Source organism: Flavobacterium endoglycinae (genome assembly GCF_017352115.1).
GTDB lineage: Bacteria > Bacteroidota > Bacteroidia > Flavobacteriales > Flavobacteriaceae > Flavobacterium > Flavobacterium endoglycinae.
In genome coordinates this window covers 4,206,769-4,227,221 of record NZ_CP071448.1, presented here as the reverse complement: position 1 = coordinate 4,227,221, position 20,453 = coordinate 4,206,769, and the positions used below count along the sequence as shown (strand labels likewise).

The following is a 20,453-nucleotide window of genomic DNA, read 5'->3' as shown; positions in this document are numbered from 1 at the left end:
ATTATAGTACTAACTGATGTTACAATTATTTTTATAGGAATGCACATATATTTGTATTTCACAATTATGGATTTGATCCAGTGTTATAAGGATGAAAGACGAGATAGAGCTCAACGAGATAATAAACAGCAGCTACAATAGTACCAAAAGCAATCCAGCTTGTTAATTTAAGTGTTCTTTTATTTGTTTCAACAACAGATTTATTAAGTTCGATTTGACTTTTACGTAACTCTCTGTTCTCTTGCTCAATTGATAAATTACTATAGTAGGTATTTTGATAACCTTTTTCTTTTATAAAAATATATCCAATTGTTGTTAAAGTATAATACGTTACAGAATGAGTTCCGAAATCCCTAATATGGACGTCTTCTGCTACTTCTTTGATGTAGTTTTCTTCTAAAAGGCGTTCAATGTTTTTCTCTAGTATAAATTCATTATAATAGAGGTGAATAATAGGGTCTTTACGTAAAATTACTGACAAGTCAAGTTTTGTCGCTTTCTTAGTATTTGGTTGACTTAAAGTAGAGAGTATTTTATCTAAAATTTCTAGATCAAACATCGGTTAACTAATATTTAGTAATGGTAAAACCATGCCTAAAATTTCTTTATAGACAATTTTTGCATTTTCCGCAGTTAAAAATTCTCCAATAACTAAATCTCTTAATTTTTCTCTTAGTATTTCTCCCCAATTCTTTTTGTTATTTACGAGCATTAATCCCTTCAATTCTTGTACTTCATCAAAAACAATTTCAGAAGATGCTGTTTGTATGGCAAGTATTTTGTCAAGCTTTTCATGCATAACTATTATTTCTGCTTTAGAAAAATAATCTTTCGTAGATCTTGCTTGACTTTCATAAAGATACCATTTTAGTAATTCTATAAATGGCTTAAAAAACTTCTCTTTAAAGCACTCAAATCTGTTTTCATAAGCATGTCCGATGAGATCGTACCAAGTAGCACTGGCTTCAAAATAGTGATTATCAAATTTTCTTTCTATATCGAATGAATTTTTAATTATAAAAAATCCAAATGCACCCTGATCGTAACTAGTTTTAAGAAGAGATTTAGCTTTATTTTTTACATTAGGTTCAATATATGTATTTGATTTTTGATTAAGTGATAATTCATTTTTTAATAAAGAAAAGTCCTCATCAATTCTCTCCAATATCCTATTGGAAATTGGTTGATCTTGAAGAAAATTTAGAAATTGAGTTATTTTATCTTGTGCATATACTCTATCAGAGTAATTTATATCATTAGAATCAGAAATAATTTTAGCTTCAATTTCATTTAAGTTGAAAGGTCTCATATCTTGTCTTTTATAAAACTGTTATACAAACGCAAAAACAAATATATTAAAAGTTATAAAATAGCAACCAAGTACAAACACTTGATTTTAAAAGTATTCGGATATGATATTACATCTTTACTTTTGTTTTCCGTACCATGTAGAAAAGATTGCTCTCCAATTTCCGTCAAAATTAGTAAAAGTCACTTTGTCATTTGTAATTTCGATGTTTCCCGTAAAAGTGTCGGGTTTTAATGCGTTGCTGTTTGCTCCTTTACGACTTGTTACTTCCCCAGTCATTTTTTTGTCAATTAGTTTAAATGTACCATTTATAGTAACAGTACCTGATTCTATCATAAAATTGTTACCGTAAAATTTTAATTTTGAACCAGAAGGAATGTTTTGTAAAAGCCAATTTCCTTCTAGTGTTGCAGCTGATTGCATATTTTCTTCATTGCTGCTGCATGAGTATAAGCAAAGGATAGATATAAATAAGATAATTTGTTTTTTCATTGTTTGTTTTATTATGTGTTTACTGCTTAAAAAGCTCCATATTTGGAACATTTTGATCTGGATAAATATCATATTCAATTTTAGAATCAGAAACTTTTATAAACCTGTATGAAGTGGTTACTCCGTTGGTTTTCAAAGAGAATTTATATTCGGAATTAGTTCTGCTTTCATTTATTTTTAAATCTGGTGTGTTATTTAAAGATTCTGATATACAACTACTGCTGTTTAAACTGATTGTGCAGAAATCATTTTTAGTAAATATAAACGTAGGCTGATATGTATAAGAACCATTACTGCCATATTTTTGCGCCCATGTCCCTTGTATCCAAGCAGGAGGGTTTAAAGAGTTATTTTTAGAATTGCTATCTTCTGAAGAAGAACAAGAAAAGATTATTAGTGTTGTAAGTAGTAAAATGTAAATTTTTTTCATAGTGTCATTTTTTACGAATTATATATGTTTAGTCTTTATAATCAGGGCTGAGTTTTTCATGTGAAGCAGGGTCATAATCGCTGTTTTTTCTATGTTTACAACTCTCAGGAATAAGTGACCAAACTATTGCACCAACAGCAAGACAAATAATAAGCTGTATTATCCATTCTGAACTGTTTTGGGGCTTAGCTTCTACAGATTTATCATTAAGAGATGATCTTACAATTGCACCTAAAATTATAAAGCCTATGATTGTAAATAATATTTCCATTAATAACAGTCTTTAAAATTGTCACATGCTATCTTTTTCGCTCCATTAGAAAGAAAAATTATCAAATCGTTCTTCACATAATCAAAAGATAAATCGTATTTACCATACCGTACTTTATTGACATAATAAACATCAAATTCAGTTGCTGAACGTTTAGCTTCTTCATTACTGTAACCTTTGGCTTTTGCACGGCTGTGTATGTATGCGACCGAAACTCTAACAACCTCTCTAATTGTTTCTAAATTAGTATCGTATTGCTTTTGTTTTGAAGATAATACCTGTCTTGTTAACTCAATATCGCCTAGAGGACTTGGCTGTTGAATTTGATAGCCCTGTTCTTCGGATTTGTAATATTCCCACTGGTTTAAGTAAGTATTATACTGTTTATATCCAGTCATATTACCGTTGCTATCGAAATATTCATATCTTCTCAGATAAGTATTATATTTCTCAGTTGAATTCTGCCCGAAACAACTGATAAAAGTAAGTAAGAAGCATAACAAAAAAGTAAAATTTCTCATAGGATTTAGTTTTATGTCACTAAACCCTGAGTGACTTTGTTATACAAAAGAAAGGCGTGGGTCTGTAACCAATACCTGAATCGGGGTTCTGGACAAACCTGCACCAAGATAAGTTACGCCCACGCCATAGCATGAGCATAGTCTTATTATCGTGTGGTGCATGTGAAATTGTCCAGATTTCGATACCATGATAATAGCTAACGCCTATATTTTCAATGCTGTAAAAGTAATAAATTACAACAGATTTCAAAGAATTGGAGTACAAAAAATTAGCGGTTATCTTTGTATCCACGGCTTTAAAGAAATACCTCAAATGTTAAAAATAGAACTTAGTTACACTAAATTATTGTTTAAGTGTAAAAATGTTCGTAAATTTGGGGAAAGAAAAATTTAAAGTCATGTTTAACAAAGATTTCAATTCAATACTTGAAGTAGCTAGAGAGTTCTCTACTGAACAAAAGTGTATTGAGCATTTAGAAGCACTCTATTGGAATAATAAACCAGTGAGTCCTTTCCATGAAGACAGTAAAGTCTATAAGTGTAAAGGAAATAAGTACAAGTGCAAAACAAGCGGTAAGTACTTCACAGTTAAAACTGGATCAATGTTCGATAATACTAAGATTGAGCTTCCTAAATGGTTTATGGCAATATATCTGGTTATTAATCATAAAAAAGGAATCAGTTCTGTACAGCTTGGCAGAGACTTACAAATCAGTCAGAAATCAGCGTGGCATATGCTCCATAGAATCAGAGCTTGTTTCGGAATAGAAAACGACATTGATGATAAATTTGATGGAATCTGCGAAGCGGATGAATCTTTTTTCGGCGGGAAGAATAAAAACAGACACAAAGACAAAAAGGTCGAACAGTCGCAGGGAAGAAGTTTCAAAGACAAAACCCCAGTAATTGGAGTTCTGCAGAGAGGTGAATCTGAAATAATAGACGGTAAAAAAGTAATGCTTTCACCAAGTAAAGTAAAATGCATAGCGGTGGAAAACACTAAAAAAGAATCAATCCAGCCGTTTATAAAATCATTTGTAGAAAAAGACACGGTTTTAATCTCAGATGAATGGCACGGATACAGAGGACTAGAAAACTGTTATGACCATCACATTGTAGATCATGCTAAAAAACAATATGTAGATTTTGATAACCCCGAAATACACAGCAATTCTATTGAAGGATTCTGGGGTATAATGAAAAGAAGTTATAACGGGATTCATAACTGGTGGTCAAGAAAACACATTCAGAAATATGTAGATGAGCATGTATTCAGATTTAACCTGAGAGATTTAAAAACATCAGACAGATTTAACCACTTGTTAGCTAACTCGCAGGTGAGAACAAAATACAAACAGTTAACAGCCCAATAATGGAAAACCTACTTCTGACCGAGAATTTGAAGTAATATACGACGTTCTTCAGGACTTAATGACATTGACAGTTTATCGTTCTGAGCTAATTCAATACTCTCTTTTAAGGAAGTCTCGTAAATTATCTTTTGTTCAGTGGTAAGAGCTTTTTCCAGTGCTTTAAGTTTTAACTGAATAGATAATAAACATATATTAAATCCTCTTATTTGTGTGTTATTCATAATTATAAGTTTAAGACATAGTTAAGAAAAATATCACAAAAAAGCAAATAATAAAATCACTAACTTTGAAACTTTAAAAACAATGATTTGAAAATACTAGATAAACAGAAGCTTTTGCAGGACGAAAGCATACACAAGACAGAATTTGAACAACAATGGTATTTTAGTCTTGAAGATATGACAGAGTATTTACAAGAAGATTTATCAGAGGTTGAATATTTAGAACTTCCGCTGTTAATTGGCGGACAAAGAAAGACAGTTAAAACAGCAACTTTCGAAGATATTGAAAAAGGACGCAAAAAAGAAGAACTGTCAGACTTTAATAAAGCACTTTTAAAAGCTAGACATTTTAAGAAATAAGTAGTATTTTGCAGAATAAAAATATTCTTCAATGGACTATCCAAAATATGAATTGTCTGCGAGCACTGATAATCTTGTATTTAAGTTTGTTAGTAATGGTACAAATGGAGATATACCAAAAGCAATAGTATATAAAATAACAGATAACGAAAACATTTATAATCTTGGTTTTGGTGATGTAATTTCAATTGATCCTATTACAGGAGAACTTAATTTAGATGACCTTGTAGAAAGTAAAAACGGAGATATGGAGAAAATAATAGCTACAGTAGCTCATTCTGCATATATTTTCAGTAAAAAATATCCTGACAGGCTAATATTTTTTCGTGGGAGTACACCTGTTAGAACAAGACTTTACAGGTCAGCAATATCTAGGGAATTTGAAGAACTATCTAAAACTTTTGAAATATATGGGGCTGAAATTAAAAATGGTGAGGTAATTAACGTATCTTTCAATAATAATAAAAACTTCTTTGGATTTTACATTAAAAGAAAATAATATGAAACCTTCAGCGATAAACAAGTATAAAGTAGATCCTAAACTTGATAAGATAAAATTAGTCAAGACAAAGTCAAATAAACTTGAAGAAATTAAAAACTATAAATTTGAATTTAAGCCTCTACATTAAGAGGCTTTTTCTTTTCTAATAGTCCAGCCAATAGTACTTCTATTAACAGCATCAAAAACAGCCTGCTGATATTTACGGCATTCTTCAAGAGTAATTTCTTTTGCTAATAGTCTTTGAATTGCTTTTTGATATTCTTCGTTTGCTTTATCAACTGCTGGATCACTTTCAAAAAGTTTTTCGTTTGTATATTTATATCGTTCTTCCATAATACAAAGTTAATTAGCTGATTATATTTTGATTGTCGCTGATTATAACAATTTTGTATATTTGAGAGAACATTAAAACTAACTAACCATGAAAGGATTTATATTTGTATTTGATGAAGAAAACGAACCCCACTTTATAAATATAAGCTGTATTGTTTCAATAAATGGGGCAAATAAAGAAAAACACACAGAACTTCATTTAAGTAACTGTTCGGTTTTCACAGCAAAATCGACTGTTGAAGAAATTGATAAATTAATAGAAACTTCCAGTTAATTATTTCAAAGTACTAAGTATTTCAAATTTATCTTTTTCTAAAACCCCTCTTATTAGAAACTAAGGTATTATTTCCTTCGTCATCGGTTTTAATAAAAAACTGCTCAACAACAATATCACTATTATTTACTTCCCTGAGATAAGCGAAAAATCTGTCGGTAAAATGACTTTTGTCTATCAGCATATATTTGGCTTGGATCTCTATTACCGTATTTGTATACTTTTTAAGCAACTCAAATAATTCCATAACTATGAAAATTAGAACATTAACCATACAAGAGTATGAAAATTCTCAAGAAGTTCCAAACAGTGAAATATGTTTCTATACGACCGAAAAAGATATAATGGAACGAATAAGCAGATTTTTGGCGGAAAACATAAAAGAAAACATAGAAATTTTAAAACAATTACAACCGTTTAAAATCCAAGACGTATATGAAATAACAACTAAAAACAAAACATTATACTTAATTCATACTGAAGTTATTGATTAAACAAGCCTTACATAAACAGTAAGGCTTTTTATTTATCTTCCAGTAGCTTAAAAGTTCCGTTTTTAAGCTTTCTATTCTGTGTGATAAGTTCTTCAGAATAATCTTCATTAGACTTTATATATTGTTGTTCTACAATTATATGATCACTTTTTATTTCTTTTATCACACCATAAAAAATATCCGTAAAGGGGATACTTGTATTATTCACTAAAAACCTTGTTCTTTTATTTTTTATCGGCGCAAGGTCATTCAAATCTTTAATTCTCATAATATGATACAAATTAAACAGTTAACCAGACAAGAATACGAAAATACTGTCAATAAACCAAGCGAATTTATAGTCTTATACAAGACAGAAGACATCGAAAAACAACTTATTTCAATCATTGCCACACATTTCGCGGAAAATATAAAAGAAATGATTGAATATCTTCAAGAAGTATCTAAATTTGATTTCTCAAATAGAGAATATATAATCTTAGAAACTGAAACAAAAAGTTTAACCGCCTTTTTTATAGAAGTTTTAATTTCGGTGTAAAAAGGGTATAGTTACCTTGTTTTTTTTTAATTGGACTTTTTTTAATTGGATTTATCTAATTCGATTCTGGTCTTCGTTAACCTTTTTTTCTTTGTATGCTGAATCTTTTATTTTTCCGAAAGAATAACGAAGTGCAATCGAAAGTTCATTGGCATCTACCAAATATCGAGCTCTTGAACTCACATTGTTTACCGTAAATCGTTCTGTATAAATGGTATTTTTGAAAACATCATTATAATTCAGCGTACAATTCCAGTTTTTACCGAAAGATTTCGCAAGCGACAAATCAAAAATCAATTTGGCATTTCGTTCAAAAACACCTTCTTTCTGCTTGGTTGATCCCCAAAATGAGAAAACGAAAGTGAAATTTTGCGGAAGTTTAAAAGTATTATTGGAGTAATAATACAAATACGGTTTTGACGAAGTAAACAATGCCGAATCGTCTTCAATTTTATTCTTCGAAAAAACCAAAGAATTTGTAGTATTCCAGATTTTATGCGTAAACGGAAGTGTTAATTCAATATTGTAACCCGATTCTTTTTGAAAATTTTTCTCAGTAAAAGTCAGCACATTATTCTGATTATCAAATGAGAAATCCTGATAAATTGAATTCTTGTTTTTGTACAATGTTAATTTTAAAGAAGTGTCATGATATTGAAAAACGGCAGACACAACATCCATCAATGTGGGTCCCAAATTGATATTGCTGCCATAAATAAAGTACGGATTTATATAAACTCCAATCATGCTTAACGAAGAATAATTGGGTCTCGAAATACTTTTGGAATAATCCATACTAACACTTTTTGTACTGTCTATTGAAAATGAAAACTGCGCTTTTGGAAAAAAGTTAGTGTAATTTTTATCGACCAAAGCCGTACTTTCTGTACTGTATTTTCCGTTTACATTGGTGTTTTCAACTCGTAATCCCACAGAAAAATCTACTTTTTTAATTTTACCAGAAAGCTGAGAATAACCTGCTACATTTGATTCTCTAAAATTGTAATCAAAACTTGTGGTCTCCTTTTTAACATAATCAAAAACATCATAATCTGATTTCGATTTTGCTCCCGAATATAATCCTCCGTATTCCCAAAGCACTTCGTTTTTAAACTTTTTTTCCAAATCGATCCTTCCCGAAAAAACATCAACATTAAATTTCTGGCCACGGTTTTGCGACAATTCTAATTTTGTTTCATTAAAATTATTTTCAACCAAACTCCACAAATGCTGATTAAAGTTTGATCCTTGAATTCCAATAAAAAGCTTTGTATCAATAGCTTTTAGCTTTTTGGAATAATTTAAAAATGAGTTTATAAAATTCTTTTCGCTTGTATTATCACTAAAAGTAAAAACGTGATTTTCCTGATTTTGATTTTTATTGAAGGTGAAAGTATTGATATCGAAAGTATCATTTTGGCTTTTGCCGTTTACATTAATCGAAAAATAATCTTCATCGTTGATTTTATAAAACAAACCACCGCCAAAAACATATTGATTTCGTTTTGTAACCGCCGTAACATCATAATCAGAAACAATTGAAGCTTGCGGAATCTGATAGGCAATACTGTGATTTTCCCACGGTTCTAATTTATTGTAATTGAAATTGGCTTTCCATTCGAGTTTATTCTTTTTAAAACTGGAATTAAAACCTAAATAATTATTATAGTTCTTTTTAAAAGAAGCAGTTTCAGAAATATCGGTTTTAAAACTGTCTTTTTTACTAAGTTTTCTAGTAATCAGAATTATGGCTCGACCTTCAGCTTCGTATTTAGAAGAAGGATTCTGAATGATTTCAATCGTTTTGATATCGGCGACAGCCAAAGCATTTAAATCGTTCATTCCAGCTCTTTGATTGTCGATATAAATAAGCGGATTTACTTTTCCCACAATCGAAATGGTTTCACGGTCTGAACTCACTTGCACCAAAGGCAGTTTTGAAAGTAATTCAACAGGATTAGGAACTGAATTGTAAACCGAATTAGCGACATCAATTTTTATAGTTCCGTTTGAATTGGTAAATGTTTTTTTATTCTGATGGATTACGACTTCGTTTAATTCATTTGAAATAGAATCTTTTGGCGTTTCGTTTTGCGCCTTTGCCAAAAATGACAAACAAAAAAGCAGGAATGCCAAAATAATTTTCATGGGCAGATAAATATTCATTTTTAAAGAAATTGGATTAGAGTTGCTGCAAAAGTGCTTTGAAAAACCATTTCCGAAAGTTAATCGAAGGTTAATGCAGCGTTAATCTGCCTTTTGTTTCGTAAAAGCCGTATTTTTGAAACCAAATTTCAAATGAATATGAAACGAAGAATAAATTTATTAATAGCATTTTCGGCTGTCGCACTTATTGTTCTGACTACTGTGCAATGTTATTTGGTAAAAACCGCTTACGATTACAAAGTGGCGCAGTTTCATACGCAGATTAAAAACGAAATTGCACAGATCACGAATAATTACAGTGATATCGATTCGGCGTTGGTTTGTAAAAAAGAGATTTTATACAAAACACTTTCTGAGAATTATTTTCAAGGAAAAAAGACCAAACTGGATCTTAAAAACGGTGTTCTAAAAAACGAATATCAAAGTAGTATAACAGAACAGCTTCGGCGAAAATTCGAAAGGGATTTACCCAATTTTAAAATTGATTTTGCGATTGTTTTAAACAAATTCATTTTGTACAAAAACACACAAAAAGCAGATACTATTTTTTCTGAAAAACCTTTTATCCAGAATAAATTATACGGAAATCTGGCTTCGTTAAATCATGCTTTTTTGGTTCGAAGTTATGTGGGAACCACAAACGGAACTTTTGAAAATCAAGAGTATAAATTATTGACTGAAGATTCGATGTACGTTTCGGTAATTGATTGGGAAATGATCATTTTAAGACGAATGACTTTTATTCTTATTTTATCTTTATTGTCAATCACGACTCTTATAAGTCTTTTTGTAATTGCCATTAAGGCGTTGATTAAACAGAAGAAAGTCAGCGATGTAAAAACAGATTTCATCAATAATATTACACACGAATTAAAAACGCCGCTGGCCACTTTGGGAATTTCAACCAAAATTCTGGAGCAGAAAAACATTCGCGAAAATGATGAAAATTTCAATGCTATTGTCAACACAATTTCGCGCCAGAATAATCGTCTTCAGAATTTGATCGATCAGGTTATGGCCAATTCTCTAGCGGAAAATGAAATCGAACTGAAGAAAGAAAAAATTGAAGCCGAAGATTTTCTGCTTTCTATTGTAAATGATTTTAAACTTACATTTCCGAAAATTGACATTAAAACCGATTTTAAAACTTCGAATACAATTTTAGTTCTGGATAAATTTCATGTCACAACTGCTTTTTTAAATGTTTTGGAAAATGCTGTGAAATATGGTTCGAATACTATAACTATAACCACAAAAATTATCGAAAAACAATTCTCAATTAGTTTTGAAGATAACGGAATTGGTATCGCTAAAAATAAACAAGCATTACTTTTTGAGAAGTTTTACCGTGTTGAACAAGGAAATCTTCACAATACCAAAGGTTTAGGATTAGGATTGTATTATGTAGATCAAATTATAAAAGCGCATCAGGGTTCTGTAAACGTTATCAGCGATTTAGGAAAAGGAGCTCAGTTTACTATTTTATTAAAAGTTTAATTCTCTTTATTTTGAAAAAATTACTTTTAGCCGAAGACGATTTTGATTTTGCGGCCATTTTAAAGCAATATTTAGAACTGCATGAATTCGAAGTAATCTGGGCAGAAAATGGAGAGATAGCGTTAGACTATTTTAAAAAGGAAGCTTTTGATATTTGTATTTTTGATGTCATGATGCCCAAATTGGACGGGTTTTCTTTGGCTGAAAAAATAATCACCATTAATCCCGAAATTCCTTTTATTTTTCTAACAGCTAGAAAGTTAAAAGAAGATAAACTTATTGGATTAAAACTTGGTGCCGACGATTATATCGCAAAACCGTTTGAAGTTGATGAACTGGTTTTGCGCCTGCAGAATATACTTAAGAGAATTGAACAAAAGAGAAGTTTAAGTGGAACTCATATAATTGAAATTGGTTCGTATGTTTTTGATAACGAACGGTTAACACTCAACAATAAAAATCATGTGCAGCAGCTTACCGAAAAAGAAGCAGCTCTTATTGAATATTTATATCTAAACCATAACCAGCTGCTGAAAAGAGATCAAATTTTAATGTCGGTTTGGAAAAAAGATGATTATTTTTCAGGACGAAGCATGGATGTTTTTATCAGCAGACTTCGAAAATATTTCAATTCAGATCCTAAAATCAAGATCGAAAGTGTTCGAAATATTGGTTTGGAATTTAAGATTCAGAAATAACATTCTGCAAATCATATAATTTTCATAAACAATTGTATAACAAGAATTAAAGTTTCTAAATATAAATTTGTTAGAGAACTTTAAATTTTAAAATCATGAACCTAAAAAGATTTTTCGGTGGATTATTGACAATCCTCGGAATTGTAGGACTTATTTATACTGCCGTGATTTTTGCCGGCACATCGGGAGCAACAAGAGATATTAAATCGCTAGTTATTTATGGAATACTTGGAATCGTCTTTTTCATGTCAGGCATTAGCTTGGTGAGAACTACAAAAGATGAAGCTTAATAGTTAAGAGGCAAAGGTTCGAAGGTGAAAAGAACTCAAAAAATTTTACTTGGCAGCTTTGAACCTTTGCCATTAAAAAATTTACTCCGAAATAAGTTCAAGATTCAATTCAGTAAAATCTCGTTCTGTTTTTGAAATTATAATGGTTGCGACTGTGTTTCCAATTAAATTGGTAATAGCTCTGGCTTCGCTCATAAATTTGTCAACGCCCAATAAAAAAGCCAATCCTTCAACCGGAATTTTATGCAGTGCTGTTAAAGTTGAAGCTAACACAATGAAACCGCTTCCGGTTACTCCTGCGGCTCCTTTTGAAGTAATCATTAAAATCCCGATAACGGTTAGGATTTCAAAAAAACTTAAATGCACATCGTATAACTGCGCTAAAAATATCACCGACATTGAAAGGTAAATTGAAGTTCCATCAAGGTTAAATGAATAACCAGTTGGAATTACCAATCCCACAACTGATTTACTACAGCCCATTTTTTCAAGTTTGACCATAATACTGGGCAAAGCAGCTTCTGAAGAAGATGTTCCTAAAACAAGTAATAGTTCTTCTTTAATATATTTTAAAATAGACCAGATACTTATTTTATAATATTTCAAAATACTTCCTAAAACTAAAAAAACAAACAATGCCATTGTTACGTATACGCATAGCATTAATTTACCAAGCGGAATTAAAGTTGCCAAACCAAATTTACCAATTGTATACGCCATTCCTCCAAAAGCACCTATTGGAGCGAGATACATGACATATTTTAAACCTGTAAAAACAACATTTGAAAATCGCTCTAAAACCAAAATGGTTTGTTCTCTTTTTTGATAAAAATTTAAGGCAATTCCGCAGACGATTGCAGCTAGTAAAACTTGCAAAGTAAAATTGGATAGGAAGAATTCAATCCACGAGAAATCTTTTGAAGCTCCATTTGTATACTGACTTGCATCTCCAATTGACAATCCTGATTTGTCTATTTTTCCAGGCTGAAATAAATAAGCAATGGCAACACCAATTGCGAGTGCTACTGTTGAAACAACTTCAAAATATCCAAGTGCCTTTACTCCAATTCTACCCACTTTCTTTAAATTTCCCATTCCGGAAATTCCCAAAACAATGGTTAAGAAAATAATTGGACCTATAAAAAGTTTGATTAAATCGATAAACCTTTTACCCAATAATTCCATTTTTACAGCATTTTCAGGAGAAAAATGCCCGAGTAAAATACCAGCAATAATAGCTATTAAAACCCAGAATGTAAGATTTGTGATGATGGTTTTAAAAAGGCTTTTCTTCTTTTTAGGAGAAGAATTGGGAATGGTTATATTCATGAAATGGTTAGTCAGTTCACAAATATAAATAAAAAAAGCAGACCTATAAGCCGGATTCTGTTCTTGCCTCGTTCTGCAACAAGACAATACCTTATCATTTATCTAGATTCAGCATTACTGCTAAACTCAATCTACCTACCCTTCGGCAACGAACGAGAAGCCCTTAAATGCCGATATACTTGGTATTTCACCGCATAGAGTTTACCTGGTTTCACTACAGCATTACCTGTACATACTTTCTGCTGCACTTGTCCTAATCCTCTCGTTCCTAAAAACGAGAGAACCGACGGGCGTTACCCGCTATGCTTCTCTGTGGTGTCCGGACTTTCCTCCCTCCCGATGAATTGGGACGACGATAAGGCGGTCTGCGCGGCAAAAGTACAATTTTATCATTTAACTATATTGAATTTAAATTTCCGATTTTATGAAATTTATCATAACTTTTTAATTTTAAAATAGTTATCTTTAAAAATCTATAATTATTAAATTCAGTTATCATGAAAAGAATGTATCATTACGCAACTGTTTCAAAAGCTTTAGATCAATTGAATGAAAAAGGATTTACGTTTGACTTTAATCGAAACTGCGAGCAGATTAAAAAGAATCCTGAGAAATTTGAAATTGTTCATGTGTATCGATACGAAGGGGAATCAGACCCGGCGGATGAGGCAGTTGTATACGGAATTAAATCCACTTCAGGCAAAAAAGGGGTCTATGTTGCCGGCTTTTCAGCAGATTCTGATCTGGAAACAGCTAAGTTTTTATTTGATTTGAGCATTAGGGGAAGATAGTTTTTAAAAATCCAATCCGAAGCTTGAAAATAAAAATCCAAATTCCAATTTGCAACTGCATAATTGGAATTTGGATTTTTTTTATCGGTATTTGCCAATATATTTAGACTGTTGGTATTTTTAATTTCCATCCCGGCTGAATTAAATCAGGATTGGAAATAATATCTTTATTCGCTTCGAAAATATCCTGCCATGAAACTCCGTAAGCTTTTCCAATTTTAGAAAGCGAATCTCCTATTTCAACCGTGTATTCTCTTGAAACATGCTGTGTAACATCGATATTCATAACCACATCTGCTGATCTGAATTCAGGATCTATTTTATTATACGCATTCCACAGTTTTTCTTTATCCGCTGCAGATTCTGCTGTTCCATCGATATACAACACATTGTCTTGTTCCCTTACTTGTAAATTTGTTATTCCTAATTCAGAAGCTAAATCTGTTACTTCTCTGTATTTATCTTGCAAACTCATAACTTGATTATTTTATGATTAGTTTATTATCTACTTTCTTTGGTTTTAATTCTTGTATACTTTGAATTAAAGATTGCAGCTTTTCTTTTTCAATTTCGCCCGAAAGTGTTACCACACCACCCACAACAGTAGCGCTTACTCCGTCATACGATTTTACAACTTTCCCAACTGATTTATCCAGATCGGCATCAGAATTAATAATAACGGCAGCTGCTGCTGGTTCTACATTTGGATCGGGAATCTGGCAGTTGTTTACTACTGTTTTAACGCCTTTAGTAGCTTTTACAGTACGTTCGATATTTTTTTTGAAAGCCTCGTCGTCACAAGCTCCAACGATAGTCGCTACACCTTCATGTACAGTAACTTTAATTTCGGGTGTATCGCTTAATTTTTCACTAATTGTTCTTTCGATATCGGCATCTTTAGGAGCACATGATACTAACGAAATAACAAGTCCCATTCCTAATACGATTGATTTAATTTTCATAATGATTTATTTTAATAATTAATCATCTAAAATTAAACAGATTAGGAGCGATAAAATTACAGGATGGTATTTTGGCTTTTATATTTTTTCCAGTAAAATGAGGTATTTCAACTCAAATTACTAATATAAGTAAAAGCTTAAAGCTTATTTTTCAAATCCATTCTTCCATGGAGGATTCTGATAATTTCAATTTCGTTATCTGAAATAATGTGATAGAAAAGGATATGTTGATTTGATTTATAGCCTAACAAATTGGGAGTTACTATATCGTATTTTCTACCTAATTCTGGATTATCGGCAATTTCCTGACATGAATTTAAAAGCAAAAGATAATATTTATCAGCTTGTTTTTCTGACCACTCATCATATGTATAACTCCAAATATCTTCTAAGTCTTCAACTGCTTTGTTGGTTAAATAATATTTAGCCATTAGTATTTCTCTTTGCCTTTAAACTTGCCAGATGTTTTTTAGGATCAAAGTTTTCATTTCTTCCACTCTCAATACCGTCTTTAACAGACTTCTTTAAAACCATCAGCTTATTTTCCTCTTCTTCTAAAAGACGAAGTCCAGCCCTAACAACTTCACTCGCATTTTTGAATCTTCCATCTTTAAGACTATTTTCAATGAAACTTTCAAAGTGATTCCCAAGCGATATTGAGGTATTCTTTCCCATAATACATTTATTTAGCAAATGTAAAGTTACCCATTTTTGGTAATATTTCTTTTTTAATGACGATAATATTACAATTTAAAAATTCTACTACATTTTCCGAAGTAAATTAAAGTATTCGAGTAACAAATTAGGAATCTCTTTTATACTTTCCTGATAAGCATCAGTGTAATACACTTCATTCTCTTGCATTCCTTTTAAAATCCATTTTTTAGAAGCCTGAATATCTCCTTTTCGGACGATTATAATTTTATAATAATGGTTCTCATCTTTTAAAGTCAATTCATTAAAATCAGATAAATCAGTTTTGTTGTAGAGATTTTGCTGTCCGATATCGGCTCCTAAATAAGCTTCAAACTTTCCAAAATTATAATACGGATTATGATTATCGTAATTTCTATAGGTTTTACGATTTCCTTTTTCTAAAATAAATCCTTTGACTTTTTCGAACTCGTCAACCGAAAATTGATTTGTTATTCTGAGAAAATTAGTTTGATTGGATTTCATAGTTTGTGATATGGATTTTGAAAAAACACATAAAACTAAAACGAAAAGAATTGGTTTTAAAGCTTTCATTTACTCTTTATGACATTATTAAATCTAATAATTTGTTTTACGTTTATTTCTTAAAGTAAAAATAAAGCTTTCTGTGAATTAAAATAAAAAAGTGTTACTTCCTCACATTCAAACTACTCGAAAAAACAGTCCAATATTTATGATTTTCAGATTTGTGATTTGGTAATTTTCAGCCTATATTTGCTATCGAATAAAAAGAGAATATGGAACAATTTGTAGTATCGGCACGTAAATACCGCCCGCAGACGTTTAAGGATGTCGTGGGACAAAAAGCCATTACAAACACTTTGTTGAACGCTATTGATACCAATCACTTAGCTTCTGCTCTTTTGTTTACTGGACCGCGTGGAGTTGGTAAAACTACCTGCGCTCGTATTCTGGCAAGAAAAATAAATCAGCCAGGATATGACGATCCCACTGAAGATTTCGCTTTTAACGTTTTTGAGTTAGATGCTGCTTCAAACAACTCGGTTGATGATATTCGTAATCTTATAGATCAGGTTCGAATCCCGCCACAAACCGGACAATACAAAGTATATATCATTGACGAGGTTCATATGTTGTCTTCGGCCGCTTTTAATGCTTTTCTGAAAACATTAGAAGAACCGCCAAAACATGCTATTTTTATTTTAGCAACAACAGAAAAACACAAAATCCTTCCAACGATTTTATCTCGCTGTCAGATTTTTGATTTCAAAAGAATTACTGTAAAAGATGCTAAAGAACATTTGGCTGATGTTGCAGAAAGTCAGGGAATCAGTTTTGAAGATGATGCTCTACATATTATCGCTCAAAAAGCGGACGGAGCTATGCGTGATGCTTTGTCTATTTTTGACCGTGTAGTTTCTTATTGCGGAACTAACTTAACACGTCAGGCCGTAACTGAAAACCTAAACGTTTTAGATTACGAAACCTATATCTCGGTTACTGATTTGATTCTGGATGCTAAAATCCCAGATCTTTTAATTGCATACAACGACATTCTTGCCAAAGGCTTTGACGGACATCATTTTATTGCCGGACTGGCTTCTCATTTTAGAGATTTGTTAGTAAGCAAAACGCCTTCGACTATAGCTTTACTTGAAGTTGGAGAACAGGCACAGCAAATGTATGCGGTACAATCTCAGAAATGTTCACAGGAATTTTTACTAAAGGGAATTGACTTAGCAAACGACTGTGATTTAAAATACAAATTGAGCCAGAATCAACGTCTATTAGTTGAGTTATGCTTGATGCAATTGGCCTCTATCAACTTTGATGGAGAAAAAAAAAAGTTGAGCAATTCATAATTCCGCCCGTTTATTTTAAAAACGGCGGCTATTCTATTGTTGAAGTTCAAAACCAGAAACCGAAAGTTGAAAGTTCTGTTACAGCTGAAAACCAAATTCCTGAATCTGTTGTAACTGAAAATAAAACCGTAATCCCACCACAAGAACAAGTTGTTGAAACTCCAAAAATTGAAACTCCAGCAACTCCAAAGACAGATGTAGATGGAACACCAAAAGTTTCTGCTTTTTCTCTTGCTAGTATTCGCAAGAAAAAAGAAATGGAACAAAACAGTAAATCCTATATCAGACCTTCTTCTGTTTTACCAACTGAACCGTTCAATGAAACAGATATGCTTCTTCATTGGAACAAATACGCCGAACGTTTAGGTCAAAAAGGATTAAAGATCATGGAATCTATCCTTCTTATTAATGATCCGGTTTTAGATGGAACTAAAATTACTTATGAGCTTCCAAATGAAGGCTCTAAACTTGAATTTGAAAGCCAGATGAATGGATTATTAGGGCATCTAAAAGGTCATTTGCACAATCACGACATTACAATCGAGGTAGTTGTAAACGAAACTATCGAAATGAAAAGAAGCTATAACAATCAAGATCGTTACAATCGTTTCTTAGAAATCAATCCAAACATTGAACTTTTACGAACTACATTTGGATTAGATTTAAAAGATTAATCTCTGCATTAGCAATAAATTTCACGATTTATACAAAATGATAATTTCCTAACCAATAAAGAATTAGTGGAAATTCGGAAAATTTACGGCATTACATTTATTTATTTATTTATTTATTTTGAAGTCCAAAATTGTAGACTTTTTCAAGCCATTTTTTTCTTTGTTCTTCTGTAGAATTTTTAATGATTCCGATATAATTGACCTTTACAGGTTTTATACCACAGAATTCTAGTGTTGATTTCTTTAATTGGTTTACGCTTGGTCTTCCAAAAGCAAATCTATAATACCAGCCTGGCTGATCTAAAGTGGTAATGATATGAGCTGTTTTTCCTTTAAGCAACTTATCCCACCAAACGGAATTTTCACGATACTGAAAAGCCATTCCCGGAAGAAACAATCTATCTATAAAACCTTTTGTAATAGCCGGTAGTCCACCCCACCAAACGGGATGAATCCAAACTAAATGATCTGCTTTTTTTATTTTTTCCCAAGATTCTAGCAAATCAGGTTCTAATTCGGTTCGTTTTTGATATCCAAATTTTAAATTGGGATTGAAGTGTAAATCTGCAATTGTAATAGTTTCGACTTGAGCGCCAGAAGCTAAAGCGCCATTTTTATAAGATTCGGCTATTCCGAAATTGAAACTTTCGGCGTTAGGATGTCCGTTTATAATCAGTATTTTTTTCATATCAATGTTTTTACAAAAATATGATTTGTACGATTTATCTTACTAGACAAATGTCCTATTCGTTTTTTTCGCAGATTTAGCACATAAAGCAAGTTCAAAATTGTTAAGATTTGCATACATTTTTAATACAAACAACGAAAAAGTTTAAGAGAAAAAATTATAAAATAGCTTTACGAATTCGGCTTAAATGTCTTGGTGTAATTCCTAGATAGGAGGCTAAATATTGCAGTGGAATTAACTGTAGGTATTTTTGATGATTCTGATACAATTCTTCGTAACGTTCTGCACCTGATAGTTTTTGAAAAGAAACCATTCTTTTATGGAGATTTACGAATTCTATTTCAGTCAATTTGCGGCCTGTTTCCTGCCAGTTAAATCCAGATTGATACAGTTTTTCTAAACCTTTACGATCTAAAATCTGCAATTCGGTTTCGGCAAGCGCCTGAATATTTTCTTGGGCTTTTTCTTGGGTTATAAAACTGGCAAAAGATGCCATGAATTCATTTTCGAAAGCGAAACAATTGGTAATTTCGTCGCCTTTATGATTGATGAAAAAGGAACGAAGAATTCCCTTTTTTATAAATACAATTTCATTGCAAATCTGATTTTCAGTCAATAAAAGCTCTCCTTTTTTCAAAGTTCGAAACGTAATTAAATCATCTAAAAGATTTAATTCATCGGCAGAAAAATCCTGAATGGACTGGAAAATTGATTTCATTATAAAAATTATTCGCCACAAATTCACAAGTGAAAATTTAAAAATAATTCGTGAATTCGTGGCTAAAAAAATTAAATCTTACCGTAATACATTGCTTTTACGATACCATCAGAAAGCCCGATTTTAGGAACATAAATCTGGCGTGCCCCACTCCATTTCATGGCATTAAGGTAAATTCTTGTTGCGTGGATAATTACGTCGGCGCGGTCGGAATTCAAACCTAATTCGGCAATTCTCTGCTCGTAAGTCAATGAATTTAAGAAAGCATATTGCGAATTGATATATATGTACGAAAGCGGTTTTTCCTGTTGCTTTCCAGACATTTTAAACAACTTATTGATGTTTCCTCCAGATCCAATAAGGGTAACTTCTTCATAATCTGCAGTATTGATTTTAATCCATTTTTCGATTTCATCCCAAACTACATCGTGCACCATATTATTCAGCAAACGAACTGTTCCGGCCTTGAAAGATCTTGAATTGATCATTTTACCAGAAGAAAAAAGTGTAAACTCAGTACTTCCACCTCCCACATCTACAAAAAGATACGTTTCATCTGATTTTATTAAGTGATGCAAGTCTGTAGAAGCAATAATTGCAGCTTCTTTTTTACCATCGATAATCTCTATTTTAATGTCGGCTTTTTTCTTGATCAAAGCCACAACTTCTTTGGCATTATATGCCTCACGCATTGCAGAAGTTGCAAATGCCATATAACGTTCAACTTTGTGTACTTTCATTAAAAGGTTAAATGCTTTCATAGCATCTACCATTCGGTCTATATTTTCAGGAGAAATTTCTCCAACAGTAAAGGCATCCTGTCCCAAACGGATTGGTACACGAACTAACGAACTTTTATTAAACTGCGGTTCTTTACCTTCTTGTTCTACAACATTGGAAATCAGAAGCCTCATGGCATTTGATCCGATATCTATTGCTGCAAACTTCCTAATATTAATCATGCTCACTTTATGATTTTGAAATT

33 protein-coding genes and 1 other RNA gene are annotated in these 20,453 nt (G+C 31.8%); 12 read left to right on the top strand and 22 right to left on the bottom strand.

Annotated elements, in window-relative coordinates; genetic code table 11:
• Positions 1–64: 64 nt before the first annotated feature.
• The 6 genes from J0383_RS18845 to J0383_RS18820 all read right to left on the bottom strand — a co-directional run bounded on the left by J0383_RS18845 (position 65) and on the right by J0383_RS18820 (position 3,023).
• Positions 65–559, bottom strand: a complete 495-nt coding sequence (locus tag J0383_RS18845) for a hypothetical protein (protein WP_207295511.1) — start codon at positions 557–559, stop codon at positions 65–67.
• Positions 560–562: 3 nt separating this feature from the next.
• On the bottom strand, positions 563–1,309 hold the full coding sequence (locus J0383_RS18840) for a hypothetical protein (RefSeq protein ID WP_207295510.1): 747 nt from the start codon (positions 1,307–1,309) through the stop codon (positions 563–565).
• A gap of 117 nt (positions 1,310–1,426) precedes the next feature.
• On the bottom strand, positions 1,427–1,801 hold the full coding sequence (locus J0383_RS18835; protein WP_207295509.1) for a hypothetical protein: 375 nt from the start codon (positions 1,799–1,801) through the stop codon (positions 1,427–1,429).
• Between the two features lie 19 nt (positions 1,802–1,820).
• Positions 1,821–2,231, bottom strand: coding sequence for a hypothetical protein (locus tag J0383_RS18830; protein WP_207295508.1), 411 nt, complete (start codon positions 2,229–2,231; stop codon positions 1,821–1,823).
• A gap of 28 nt (positions 2,232–2,259) precedes the next feature.
• Entirely contained in the window at positions 2,260–2,502 is a 243-nt protein-coding gene (locus J0383_RS18825; RefSeq protein ID WP_207295507.1) for a hypothetical protein, read from the bottom strand.
• A complete protein-coding gene (locus tag J0383_RS18820) occupies positions 2,502–3,023 on the bottom strand; it encodes a hypothetical protein (RefSeq protein WP_207295506.1) in 522 nt (173 codons plus the stop codon). Before J0383_RS18820 ends, J0383_RS18825 begins: the two co-directional genes overlap by 1 nt.
• Before the next feature lie 398 nt (positions 3,024–3,421).
• Here J0383_RS18820 and J0383_RS18815 point away from each other — a divergent pair, with 398 nt between their 5' ends.
• A complete protein-coding gene (locus J0383_RS18815; RefSeq protein ID WP_207295505.1) occupies positions 3,422–4,396 on the top strand; it encodes an IS1595 family transposase in 975 nt (324 codons plus the stop codon).
• Between the two features lie 8 nt (positions 4,397–4,404).
• On the opposite strand, the gene J0383_RS18810 is transcribed toward J0383_RS18815, so the two are convergent.
• Positions 4,405–4,617: a hypothetical protein gene (locus J0383_RS18810; protein WP_207295504.1), complete on the bottom strand. Its 213-nt coding sequence runs from the start codon at positions 4,615–4,617 to the stop codon at positions 4,405–4,407.
• Between the two features lie 87 nt (positions 4,618–4,704).
• On the opposite strand from J0383_RS18810, the gene J0383_RS18805 reads away from it, so the two are divergent.
• Positions 4,705–4,977: a hypothetical protein gene (locus tag J0383_RS18805; RefSeq protein WP_207295503.1), complete on the top strand. Its 273-nt coding sequence runs from the start codon at positions 4,705–4,707 to the stop codon at positions 4,975–4,977.
• A 31-nt stretch (positions 4,978–5,008) separates the two neighbouring features.
• Positions 5,009–5,476, top strand: a complete 468-nt coding sequence (locus J0383_RS18800; protein WP_207295502.1) for a DUF6934 family protein — start codon at positions 5,009–5,011, stop codon at positions 5,474–5,476.
• 126 nt (positions 5,477–5,602) lie between these two features.
• Here J0383_RS18800 and J0383_RS18795 read toward each other — a convergent pair whose 3' ends face one another.
• The gene (locus tag J0383_RS18795; RefSeq protein WP_207295501.1) at positions 5,603–5,812 is read right to left on the bottom strand and encodes a hypothetical protein; all 210 of its coding nucleotides are present in this window, start codon (positions 5,810–5,812) and stop codon (positions 5,603–5,605) included.
• Positions 5,813–5,900: 88 nt separating this feature from the next.
• Between J0383_RS18795 and J0383_RS18790 the strand changes: the two genes are divergently transcribed.
• Positions 5,901–6,086 (top strand): hypothetical protein, encoded by a 186-nt coding sequence (locus J0383_RS18790; RefSeq protein WP_207295500.1) that lies wholly within the window; start codon positions 5,901–5,903, stop codon positions 6,084–6,086.
• A 28-nt stretch (positions 6,087–6,114) separates the two neighbouring features.
• Here J0383_RS18790 and J0383_RS18785 read toward each other — a convergent pair whose 3' ends face one another.
• Complete coding sequence (locus J0383_RS18785) at positions 6,115–6,333, bottom strand: hypothetical protein (RefSeq protein ID WP_207295499.1); 219 nt, start codon at positions 6,331–6,333, stop codon at positions 6,115–6,117.
• A gap of 4 nt (positions 6,334–6,337) precedes the next feature.
• On the opposite strand from J0383_RS18785, the gene J0383_RS18780 reads away from it, so the two are divergent.
• Positions 6,338–6,580, top strand: a complete 243-nt coding sequence (locus J0383_RS18780) for a hypothetical protein (protein WP_207295498.1) — start codon at positions 6,338–6,340, stop codon at positions 6,578–6,580.
• A 28-nt stretch (positions 6,581–6,608) separates the two neighbouring features.
• Here J0383_RS18780 and J0383_RS18775 read toward each other — a convergent pair whose 3' ends face one another.
• A complete protein-coding gene (locus J0383_RS18775) occupies positions 6,609–6,848 on the bottom strand; it encodes a hypothetical protein (protein ID WP_207295497.1) in 240 nt (79 codons plus the stop codon).
• A gap of 3 nt (positions 6,849–6,851) precedes the next feature.
• On the opposite strand from J0383_RS18775, the gene J0383_RS18770 reads away from it, so the two are divergent.
• Entirely contained in the window at positions 6,852–7,118 is a 267-nt protein-coding gene (locus J0383_RS18770; RefSeq protein ID WP_207295496.1) for a hypothetical protein, read from the top strand.
• Between the two features lie 51 nt (positions 7,119–7,169).
• Here the strand turns inward: J0383_RS18770 and J0383_RS18765 are convergent, their stop codons facing one another.
• A complete protein-coding gene (locus tag J0383_RS18765) occupies positions 7,170–9,284 on the bottom strand; it encodes an outer membrane beta-barrel family protein (RefSeq protein WP_207295495.1) in 2,115 nt (704 codons plus the stop codon).
• A 138-nt stretch (positions 9,285–9,422) separates the two neighbouring features.
• Here J0383_RS18765 and J0383_RS18760 point away from each other — a divergent pair, with 138 nt between their 5' ends.
• From J0383_RS18760 to J0383_RS18750, 3 genes are all read left to right on the top strand, one after another.
• Positions 9,423–10,781, top strand: a complete 1,359-nt coding sequence (locus tag J0383_RS18760; RefSeq protein ID WP_207295494.1) for a sensor histidine kinase — start codon at positions 9,423–9,425, stop codon at positions 10,779–10,781.
• 11 nt (positions 10,782–10,792) lie between these two features.
• Positions 10,793–11,479, top strand: coding sequence for a response regulator transcription factor (locus J0383_RS18755; protein WP_207295493.1), 687 nt, complete (start codon positions 10,793–10,795; stop codon positions 11,477–11,479).
• 95 nt (positions 11,480–11,574) lie between these two features.
• Complete coding sequence (locus tag J0383_RS18750) at positions 11,575–11,769, top strand: hypothetical protein (protein ID WP_207295492.1); 195 nt, start codon at positions 11,575–11,577, stop codon at positions 11,767–11,769.
• A gap of 81 nt (positions 11,770–11,850) precedes the next feature.
• Here J0383_RS18750 and J0383_RS18745 read toward each other — a convergent pair whose 3' ends face one another.
• Entirely contained in the window at positions 11,851–13,098 is a 1,248-nt protein-coding gene (locus tag J0383_RS18745) for a cation:dicarboxylate symporter family transporter (RefSeq protein WP_239023098.1), read from the bottom strand.
• Positions 13,099–13,128: 30 nt separating this feature from the next.
• Positions 13,129–13,470: RNase P RNA component class A (gene rnpB, locus J0383_RS18740), an RNA gene on the bottom strand.
• Between the two features lie 125 nt (positions 13,471–13,595).
• Between rnpB and J0383_RS18735 the strand changes: the two genes are divergently transcribed.
• On the top strand, positions 13,596–13,889 hold the full coding sequence (locus tag J0383_RS18735) for an SH3 domain-containing protein (protein ID WP_207295491.1): 294 nt from the start codon (positions 13,596–13,598) through the stop codon (positions 13,887–13,889).
• A gap of 103 nt (positions 13,890–13,992) precedes the next feature.
• On the opposite strand, the gene J0383_RS18730 is transcribed toward J0383_RS18735, so the two are convergent.
• The 5 genes from J0383_RS18730 to J0383_RS18710 all read right to left on the bottom strand — a co-directional run bounded on the left by J0383_RS18730 (position 13,993) and on the right by J0383_RS18710 (position 16,030).
• Entirely contained in the window at positions 13,993–14,364 is a 372-nt protein-coding gene (locus J0383_RS18730; RefSeq protein WP_207295490.1) for a LysM peptidoglycan-binding domain-containing protein, read from the bottom strand.
• A 7-nt stretch (positions 14,365–14,371) separates the two neighbouring features.
• The gene (locus J0383_RS18725) at positions 14,372–14,851 is read right to left on the bottom strand and encodes a BON domain-containing protein (protein ID WP_207295489.1); all 480 of its coding nucleotides are present in this window, start codon (positions 14,849–14,851) and stop codon (positions 14,372–14,374) included.
• 137 nt (positions 14,852–14,988) lie between these two features.
• Positions 14,989–15,282 carry a type II toxin-antitoxin system RelE/ParE family toxin gene (locus tag J0383_RS18720; protein WP_207295488.1) on the bottom strand — a complete coding sequence of 98 codons (294 nt, stop codon included), beginning with the start codon at positions 15,280–15,282 and terminating at the stop codon, positions 14,989–14,991.
• Complete coding sequence (locus J0383_RS18715; RefSeq protein WP_207295487.1) at positions 15,275–15,526, bottom strand: type II toxin-antitoxin system ParD family antitoxin; 252 nt, start codon at positions 15,524–15,526, stop codon at positions 15,275–15,277. The genes J0383_RS18720 and J0383_RS18715 overlap by 8 nt, the downstream gene beginning before the upstream one ends.
• Positions 15,527–15,613: 87 nt before the next feature.
• Entirely contained in the window at positions 15,614–16,030 is a 417-nt protein-coding gene (locus tag J0383_RS18710; RefSeq protein WP_207295486.1) for a hypothetical protein, read from the bottom strand.
• 272 nt (positions 16,031–16,302) lie between these two features.
• Between J0383_RS18710 and dnaX the strand changes: the two genes are divergently transcribed.
• Complete coding sequence (gene dnaX, locus J0383_RS18705; RefSeq protein WP_207295485.1) at positions 16,303–17,388, top strand: DNA polymerase III subunit gamma/tau; 1,086 nt, start codon at positions 16,303–16,305, stop codon at positions 17,386–17,388.
• Between the two features lie 46 nt (positions 17,389–17,434).
• Here dnaX and J0383_RS18700 read toward each other — a convergent pair whose 3' ends face one another.
• On the bottom strand, positions 17,435–17,635 hold the full coding sequence (locus J0383_RS18700; RefSeq protein ID WP_207295484.1) for a hypothetical protein: 201 nt from the start codon (positions 17,633–17,635) through the stop codon (positions 17,435–17,437).
• Between the two features lie 10 nt (positions 17,636–17,645).
• Here J0383_RS18700 and J0383_RS18695 point away from each other — a divergent pair, with 10 nt between their 5' ends.
• Positions 17,646–18,062 carry a DNA polymerase III subunit gamma/tau gene (locus J0383_RS18695; protein ID WP_207295483.1) on the top strand — a complete coding sequence of 139 codons (417 nt, stop codon included), beginning with the start codon at positions 17,646–17,648 and terminating at the stop codon, positions 18,060–18,062.
• Positions 18,063–18,171: 109 nt separating this feature from the next.
• Here the strand turns inward: J0383_RS18695 and J0383_RS18690 are convergent, their stop codons facing one another.
• From J0383_RS18690 to J0383_RS18680, 3 genes are all read right to left on the bottom strand, one after another.
• Positions 18,172–18,750, bottom strand: coding sequence for an NAD(P)H-dependent oxidoreductase (locus J0383_RS18690; RefSeq protein WP_207295482.1), 579 nt, complete (start codon positions 18,748–18,750; stop codon positions 18,172–18,174).
• A gap of 157 nt (positions 18,751–18,907) precedes the next feature.
• The gene (locus J0383_RS18685) at positions 18,908–19,468 is read right to left on the bottom strand and encodes a Crp/Fnr family transcriptional regulator (protein ID WP_207295481.1); all 561 of its coding nucleotides are present in this window, start codon (positions 19,466–19,468) and stop codon (positions 18,908–18,910) included.
• Positions 19,469–19,539: 71 nt separating this feature from the next.
• On the bottom strand, positions 19,540–20,430 hold the full coding sequence (locus J0383_RS18680) for a Ppx/GppA phosphatase family protein (RefSeq protein WP_207295480.1): 891 nt from the start codon (positions 20,428–20,430) through the stop codon (positions 19,540–19,542).
• Positions 20,431–20,453: the final 23 nt, after the last annotated feature.